This window comes from Streptomyces sp. NPDC088554 (genome assembly GCF_044752945.1).
In the GTDB taxonomy this organism is placed as follows: domain Bacteria; phylum Actinomycetota; class Actinomycetes; order Streptomycetales; family Streptomycetaceae; genus Streptomyces.
Genome location: NZ_JBIVMF010000036.1, coordinates 47,269 through 53,334, shown reverse-complemented (window position 1 = coordinate 53,334; position 6,066 = coordinate 47,269). Strand labels below are relative to the sequence as shown.

The window sequence follows — 6,066 nt, the reverse complement described above, 5'->3', positions numbered from 1 at the left end:
GCGCATCACTCCCACGGCCGCACGACAGGGAAGCGACCGCACCCACGATCATGCCGCAACCAACCGGCCCGCCTCAGGAATTGCGCACCAGAGTCGAGGTTCGCCACAAAGCCCTCCGGCGAAACGGTCGAAACCCACGCGATGGGGCGCGGGACGACAACCGACGTCAACAGCTGGTAGAACGCGGCTGTACCCACGGCCTGCGGGTCATAGTCGATACGCATGGCGATCAGTATGCCGCGCGTCGACCGCGGACCATATCACCAGGTCAGCGGCGCGACCACGCTCCGGAGCCCAGGAGAAAGTGCCCGGTGCCGCGAGGAACCGAGCCGCTGGAGCCGATACCGCGTGTCCGCGCCTGCCTCGGTACGGGACGACTTCGGGGTCCCCGTAGAAACCCGCAGGGGCCACGCCACCTTCAACCCTCCACGACGACCTCGCCGCCTTCACCCCCGAAGACCTGATCGACATCGTCGAGTACGTCAAGCGACCTGGGTGCCGATCGCCACTCCCAAGGAGTGGTCGCAGGTCTGCGCGACACCATCAACGTCGCAGAGCGGCGCCTCCCCCACCCGTCCCGAATGAGAACCCTCATTGACAGTGCTCCCGCCGGGGATACCCAAGCTCTTCAACCGCAGCGCCCTCGTTCGAGAGCGGCTGTGCCCGCGTTGAAAGCCGGCACGGAGGACGGGTTTGGCTACCAGACGACGGGCAGCCTCCCGCAACGGCCGGGACGATGAGGGGAGCGTGAAAGGCAGTTGCCATCTGGGTGAGCCAGGTCTCCCCCTCTTCGTCACAGCCGCCGACTGGGCTGTGGAGGTCTTCCTTCCCGTCGGCCGAAGCCTCCTGTCCGGCCACGTGGGCCCGCAGTGCCGCCGCGATCCGCACCGCCTCGCCGACCGCCTCGACCGCCTCGATCGCCTCTTGTCCGCGTCGTGTCCGTGTCTTGTCCGTAAGGCCGGCGGAAGGTCGAGCCCGATTCCCGGAAACTCGGGTCGCCGCCTCCCACAAGGAGGAGCGCCGACGGAAAGTTCGATAGCCGGAAACCCCATGCCCTGCTTCTGCTGAACCCAACCCCCCCAGACCCGCAGGGTGAATCCGATGGAGAACAACGCGCCGGCGATGCCGGCAGAGCCACAGGGCGAGCACGGCGTCCGGGGTCGGCTTCCCCATCGGTTCGGCGCCCGTGCCGAAACCGCTCGCCGCGAAGTCGGTCCCGATGGACCTGCGACGGCACCCCGCTCAAGGCCACCTGACCCTCAGAGGCAGGGTTGGCGCACGAGCCGTCCCGGTCCGTGGTCGATACGGTCGGGATCGCGGGCCCCTCGGTATCCCCGGGTACCGGCCACTGTTCCGCGTGGCTCTTGGCCCTGGGGCCCCGCTGACGGAGACTGAGTCGATGACACAGCGTGTGGATCTCTCGACCGTGCTGGACCGTCTGGCCATCGACGAGGTGGTCACCGGATACGCGGTGGCCGTGGACGACGACGACTGGCCCGGCTTCCGGGCCCTGTTCGCCCCGGACGGACGTGCCGACTACACCGGGGCGGGCGGTATCGAGGGCCCCGCCGGCGAAGTGGGCGACTGGCTGGCCGGGACGCTGCGACCCTGTCCCGTACGTCAGCATCTGATCGTCAACCGGCGGGCGCGCATCCAGGATCTCGGGGGCTATCCCGGTGATCTGGCAGAGTTGCGGGCCGATTATCTGCGTTCGCTGGGCGAGCTGTCCGGTCCCGGCCTCATGAGTGGCGGCCGGCTCACCTTCGGGCTGGTGCGCGCGGAGCCGGGGTGGCTGCTGCGTACCGTCACCGTCACGGAGAAGTGGCGGCACGCCTGACGGACCCGCGGGCCGTCCGTCCGGCACGCGGGCCGCTTGGTCGCGCTCCCCGGTGGAGGACACCGCTGGACGGGGTGGGACAAGGAGGCGCGGTATGCGGATCCAGGCCGGCCGGGAGCGGTGGGGAGGGCGGCTCGCGTCGCCGTGGTGGTGGGCGTGGCGGCGGTGGCGGCGGGCGCGCTGTCCGCCCTGGCCTTTCCCGCGCCGTCCCTGTGGTGGTTCGCGTATGTCTCGCTGGTCCCGTGGCTGCTGCTGATACGGACCGCGCCGACCGGGCGGCGCCCGGCGCTGGACTGTCCGGGGTTCGTGCTCGCGAGACCGCGTTCCCCGATATGAGCCGGCAGTGGTGCGGGACGGGGCGCGGCTGCTGGTGGCACAGTCCTCGACCTCGTCGTTCCAGGGCAGTTGGGCCCCGGAGCGGCATGCCTCGCTGGCGGCGCCGCGGGCGGCGGAGACCGGCCGCCCGATGGTGCACGCCGCGCTGACGGGCGTCAGCACGGTGTTCGGGCCCGCCGGGGAGCGGGTGGGCGGCCCGATCGGCACGGGCCGCTCGGCCGCCGCCGTCCTCGACGTCCCGCCGGCCGGGGGCACCATCCCGTACGTCAGGTTCGGCGACCGGGCGGTGGGCTGCGCCCTCGCCGTACTGGCGGCGCTTCTCACCGCGCGCGGCGTACGGCTGCTCCGCCGGGCTCTCAGACGGCGGCCTGGTCCTGCGCCGCCCGTACCACCCGCTCGCACAGCTCGTGCGTCCGCAGGGCATCCCGGGCGCTGAGCGGCTTTCCGGCCCGTACGGAGTCGAGGAAGGCCAGCACACACTGCTCGATACCGCGCTGGCGGGCGACCGGGACCCAGTCGCCGCGCCGCCGTACGCTCGGCTGTCCCTTGTGGTCGATGATCGTCGCGAGATTGTGGACGGCCCGCTTGGTGTCCTGGCCCGAGACTTCGAGGATCTCCTCGGTGGAGCCGTTCATCCGGTTCATCATGCCGATGGCGGTGAAGCCGTCGCCGGAGAGCTGAAGGACGACGTGGTGCAGCAGCCCGTCCCTGATCCGCGCCCGTACATCGGTGTGTTCGATGGGCCCGGGGACCAGGAAGCGCAGGGTGTCGACGACATGGATGAAATCGTCCATGACGAAGGTGCGCGGGTCCTCGGGCAGCCCCACCCGGTTCTTCTGGAGCAGGATCAGCTCGCGCGGGTGCTCCAGGCACTGCGCGTAGCCGGGCGCGAAGCGGCGGTTGAAGCCGATGGCGAGGGGGGTGCCCCGTTCCTCCGCGAGGCGCACCACGCGCTCCGCGTCGGCGTACTCGTAGGCGATCGGCTTGTCGACATAGGTCGGCACGCCCGCGCCCACCAGTTGGTTGACGATATCGGCGTGCGTCTCGGTCGGCGTGTGCACGAACGCGGCGTCGAGGTCGACCTCGGTGAGGAGCGAGTCGAGATCGGGGTGGCAGCGCTCGGCCGGAATGCGGTAGGTCCCGGCCACCGAGGCCAGGGTGGCGGGGCTGCGGGTCAACAGATGCAGCTCGATGCCGGGCAGTGTGGTGAGGACGGGCAGATACGCCTTCCGCGCGATGTCCCCGAGCCCGATACAGCCGACCTTCACGAGTGCCTCCCTGGCCTGTCCTGAGCCGGACGCCGTCGGCGCGTTCCACACCGTCAACGCCGTCAGCGCTCTCGGCACTGTCGGCGCTGCCGGCACTGTCGGCGTCTTCCCGGCGGCACGGCTCGCGTTACGGTCGCGGTGTCCGGGAAGCATACGTGCGCCCCGGCGGATGCCAGTCGGCGATCCCTTCCATCCCACGCAGGACGAGCCCGGGGCCGAACCGGGAGGCGGCGGCGATCAGCGTGTCGCGTACGGCGACGCCCACCGGCGCGGAGACCGTCGCCATCCGGGCCGCCGCGGCGGCCCGGCGGACGACCGTGCCGGTACGGGGCAGCCGGTCCGCGGTGTAGGCGGGGAGCGCGGCGGCGCCGAGCCCGAGCGGCACGCGCTGTCGCTGGTGGCCTGGTGCGACGGCCTGCTGTTCTCCTGCGCGGCCGGTTCGTACCACAGCTCCGTGCCGTCCCTGGAGGAGCTGCGCACCGGATTCGCGGAGCTGCTGCGCGGCATGCTGGGCCGGGACGGTGGCGGACCGGGCGACCCTGCGTCATAAGGCGTAGCCAAGGCGGTGAGAGGTGGGTCAGGATGGCCGCCATGACCACATCGGAGACCGCCCCCGACCGCACCCAGCCCTCCACCGTCGCCGACGAGCGCGTGATGCTGGAGGGCTGGCTCGAACACCACCGCGAGACCCTGGCCATGAAATGCGCCGGGTTGGACGAGAAACAGCTCAAGGAGGCGTCCGTACCGCCTTCGGAGCTGAGCCTGATCGGTCTGGTCCGGCACATGGCCGAAGTGGAGGCCAGTTGGTTCCGCAATGTGCTGTACGACGAGAAGGTCCCGCCCCTCTACTTCAGCGACGCCGACCCGGACGGCGAATTCCATCTCGGCGACGACGACACCTGGGCCGAGGCGTACGCCACCTGGCAGGCCCAGATCGCGTACGCACGCGAACTGGCGGCCACGCGCTCCCTCGACGATCTGGGGGCGGGGCCGCGCCGGGAACGGACCACCGGCGAGCGGTACAACCTCCGGTGGATCTACACCCACATGATCGAGGAGTACGCCCGCCACAACGGCCACGCGGATCTGCTCCGCGAGCGGATCGACGGCGTGACGGGCTGCTGACGCCAAGGCAGGCTTCTGACGCCGGGGACAGGCTTCTGACGCCAGGGGCAGGTTACTGACGCCAAGGCAGGCATCCGACGCCAGGGGCAGGTTACTGACGCCGGGGACAGGCTTCTGACGCCAGGGGCAGGTTACTGACGCCAGGGACAGGCTTCTGACGCCGGCGGCGACCGACCACGGCAGCGGGCGACCGACCTCCGACTCCACCGGAGACGGCCGCGCACGGCAACCACCGCTGACCGGCGTCACCCGTCCGAGCCAATCCGGAGCCGTCCGCACCCCTGTCCGGGCCCGCACCCAGCAGAGTGGCACGGGTGCACCGAACAAGAAGCGCGGCAATGGCCCTGGTGGGGGTGGCGGTCACGGCCGTCTCCGGTTGTGTGTCCGTCGAGCCGCGCCCCGCGCCGGGGCCCGTGACCCGGCCCGAGGCAGCCGACGCCACCCCGGCCCCCGTCGGCACCGCGTCGCGGATCGCGCAGGCCCCGGGCCGGGAGGCGCTGGAGGCGGTCCCTCCCGTACCCGCGCCGGAGCCGACGCCGAGCGGCGCCGCCGAGGCCCGCCGCGCCGCCCCGGCGCCCGCCCCGGCCGCCGGCCTGCCCGCGCCGACCGGCCCACCGGCCCCGGCGCCGTGGCAGCGCTCCGACGAACGGCCGGTGGAGCGGCCGCCCGCGGCGCTCCCCTCCGTATCGACGGTCGCCGGGCTCTGCGCGCTCGCCGAGACCTACGGGGGCTGGTCGAAGGACAGCCCCCAGGCCCAGGTCTGCCGCGAGGCGTACAGCGAATAGCGCGGGCGGCTCAGTGGCCCCCCAGCCGCCGTTCCAACCGCTCGATCCCGGCCCCGACCCCGTTTCCGTACCCCGCGTCGCCCATCGCCTCGGCCGCGTCCCGCGCGCGGTCCAGATGGAGCCGCGCCGATTCCGGGCGCTGGAGCTTCAGATAGTCCGCGGCAAGGTTGAGGTGGAGCGAGGGGTAGAAGGCGCGTACGGCCAGGGGGACCCCGCCCCCGGCCCGCCGCTCCCCCTCGCCACCCCGGACCGTTCCCCCGGCCGTGCCCTCCTCGGCCGGACCGGCCGCCTCCCCCTCGCCCAGTCCGTCCGCCGCCGTCAGCGCCCGCAGGTCCCAGGCCAGTTCGTCGCCGGGGTCGTCCTGCGTGTCCGCCATGTAGTGCGCGAGCGTGCAGCGGTGGAGCGCGTCGCCCTCCTCGCCCAGCTCCGCCCAGAGCGCGCCGAAGCGGTTGCGGGCCTCCTCGCGGTCCCCGCCGTGGAGCAGCATGACCGCCTGCCCGATCCTGGTCAGGACGGCATCCTCCGCCACCCGCCGCTGCTCCATCGCCGCTGCCTCCGCTTGCCCGTCCCCGTAAATCCGACAAACAAGACGCTAGCCTCCGGAGCGGGCAATCCCCCTCAGGCTCGGGCGCCCGGCCCGAGCCGGTACAACGGGACCCCGAGCCGGTCGGACACGACCCCGAGCCGGTACAACGGGACCCCGAGCCGGTCGGAC

General features: G+C 72.2%; 7 protein-coding genes and 3 pseudogenes. 6 read left to right on the top strand and 4 right to left on the bottom strand.

Annotated elements, in window-relative coordinates:
• Positions 1 to 95: 95 nt before the first annotated feature.
• Positions 96 to 224 (bottom strand): annotated as a pseudogene (locus tag ACIP8W_RS29175) (flavin reductase family protein); the annotation flags it as partial.
• A gap of 1,175 nt (positions 225 to 1,399) precedes the next feature.
• Here ACIP8W_RS29175 and ACIP8W_RS29170 point away from each other — a divergent pair.
• From ACIP8W_RS29170 to ACIP8W_RS29160, 3 genes and pseudogenes are all read left to right on the top strand, one after another.
• The gene (locus ACIP8W_RS29170) at positions 1,400 to 1,837 is read left to right on the top strand and encodes a nuclear transport factor 2 family protein (protein ID WP_401947500.1); all 438 of its coding nucleotides are present in this window, start codon (positions 1,400 to 1,402) and stop codon (positions 1,835 to 1,837) included.
• A gap of 120 nt (positions 1,838 to 1,957) precedes the next feature.
• Positions 1,958 to 2,173 carry a hypothetical protein gene (locus tag ACIP8W_RS29165; protein WP_402205354.1) on the top strand — a complete coding sequence of 72 codons (216 nt, stop codon included), beginning with the start codon at positions 1,958 to 1,960 and terminating at the stop codon, positions 2,171 to 2,173.
• A pseudogene (locus tag ACIP8W_RS29160) lies at positions 2,152 to 2,609 on the top strand (nitrilase-related carbon-nitrogen hydrolase); the annotation flags it as partial. The gene ACIP8W_RS29165 and the pseudogene ACIP8W_RS29160, both read left to right, overlap by 22 nt.
• Here ACIP8W_RS29160 and ACIP8W_RS29155 read toward each other — a convergent pair.
• Complete coding sequence (locus ACIP8W_RS29155; RefSeq protein ID WP_401947493.1) at positions 2,530 to 3,441, bottom strand: Gfo/Idh/MocA family protein; 912 nt, start codon at positions 3,439 to 3,441, stop codon at positions 2,530 to 2,532. The pseudogene ACIP8W_RS29160 and the gene ACIP8W_RS29155 overlap by 80 nt on opposite strands.
• 127 nt (positions 3,442 to 3,568) lie before the next feature.
• Positions 3,569 to 3,826, bottom strand: a complete 258-nt coding sequence (locus ACIP8W_RS29150) for a hypothetical protein (RefSeq protein WP_401948494.1) — start codon at positions 3,824 to 3,826, stop codon at positions 3,569 to 3,571.
• On the opposite strand from ACIP8W_RS29150, the pseudogene ACIP8W_RS29145 reads away from it, so the two are divergent.
• The 3 genes and pseudogenes from ACIP8W_RS29145 to ACIP8W_RS29135 form a co-directional block, all read left to right on the top strand.
• A pseudogene (locus ACIP8W_RS29145) lies at positions 3,803 to 3,991 on the top strand (TetR/AcrR family transcriptional regulator); the annotation flags it as partial. The gene ACIP8W_RS29150 and the pseudogene ACIP8W_RS29145 sit on opposite strands and share 24 nt — an antisense overlap.
• Positions 3,992 to 4,032: 41 nt before the next feature.
• Positions 4,033 to 4,566, top strand: coding sequence for a DinB family protein (locus ACIP8W_RS29140; RefSeq protein ID WP_401947490.1), 534 nt, complete (start codon positions 4,033 to 4,035; stop codon positions 4,564 to 4,566).
• A 338-nt stretch (positions 4,567 to 4,904) separates the two neighbouring features.
• The gene (locus ACIP8W_RS29135) at positions 4,905 to 5,351 is read left to right on the top strand and encodes a hypothetical protein (protein WP_402150200.1); all 447 of its coding nucleotides are present in this window, start codon (positions 4,905 to 4,907) and stop codon (positions 5,349 to 5,351) included.
• A 10-nt stretch (positions 5,352 to 5,361) separates the two neighbouring features.
• Here the strand turns inward: ACIP8W_RS29135 and ACIP8W_RS29130 are convergent, their stop codons facing one another.
• Entirely contained in the window at positions 5,362 to 5,895 is a 534-nt protein-coding gene (locus ACIP8W_RS29130; protein WP_402150198.1) for a hypothetical protein, read from the bottom strand.
• Positions 5,896 to 6,066: the final 171 nt, after the last annotated feature.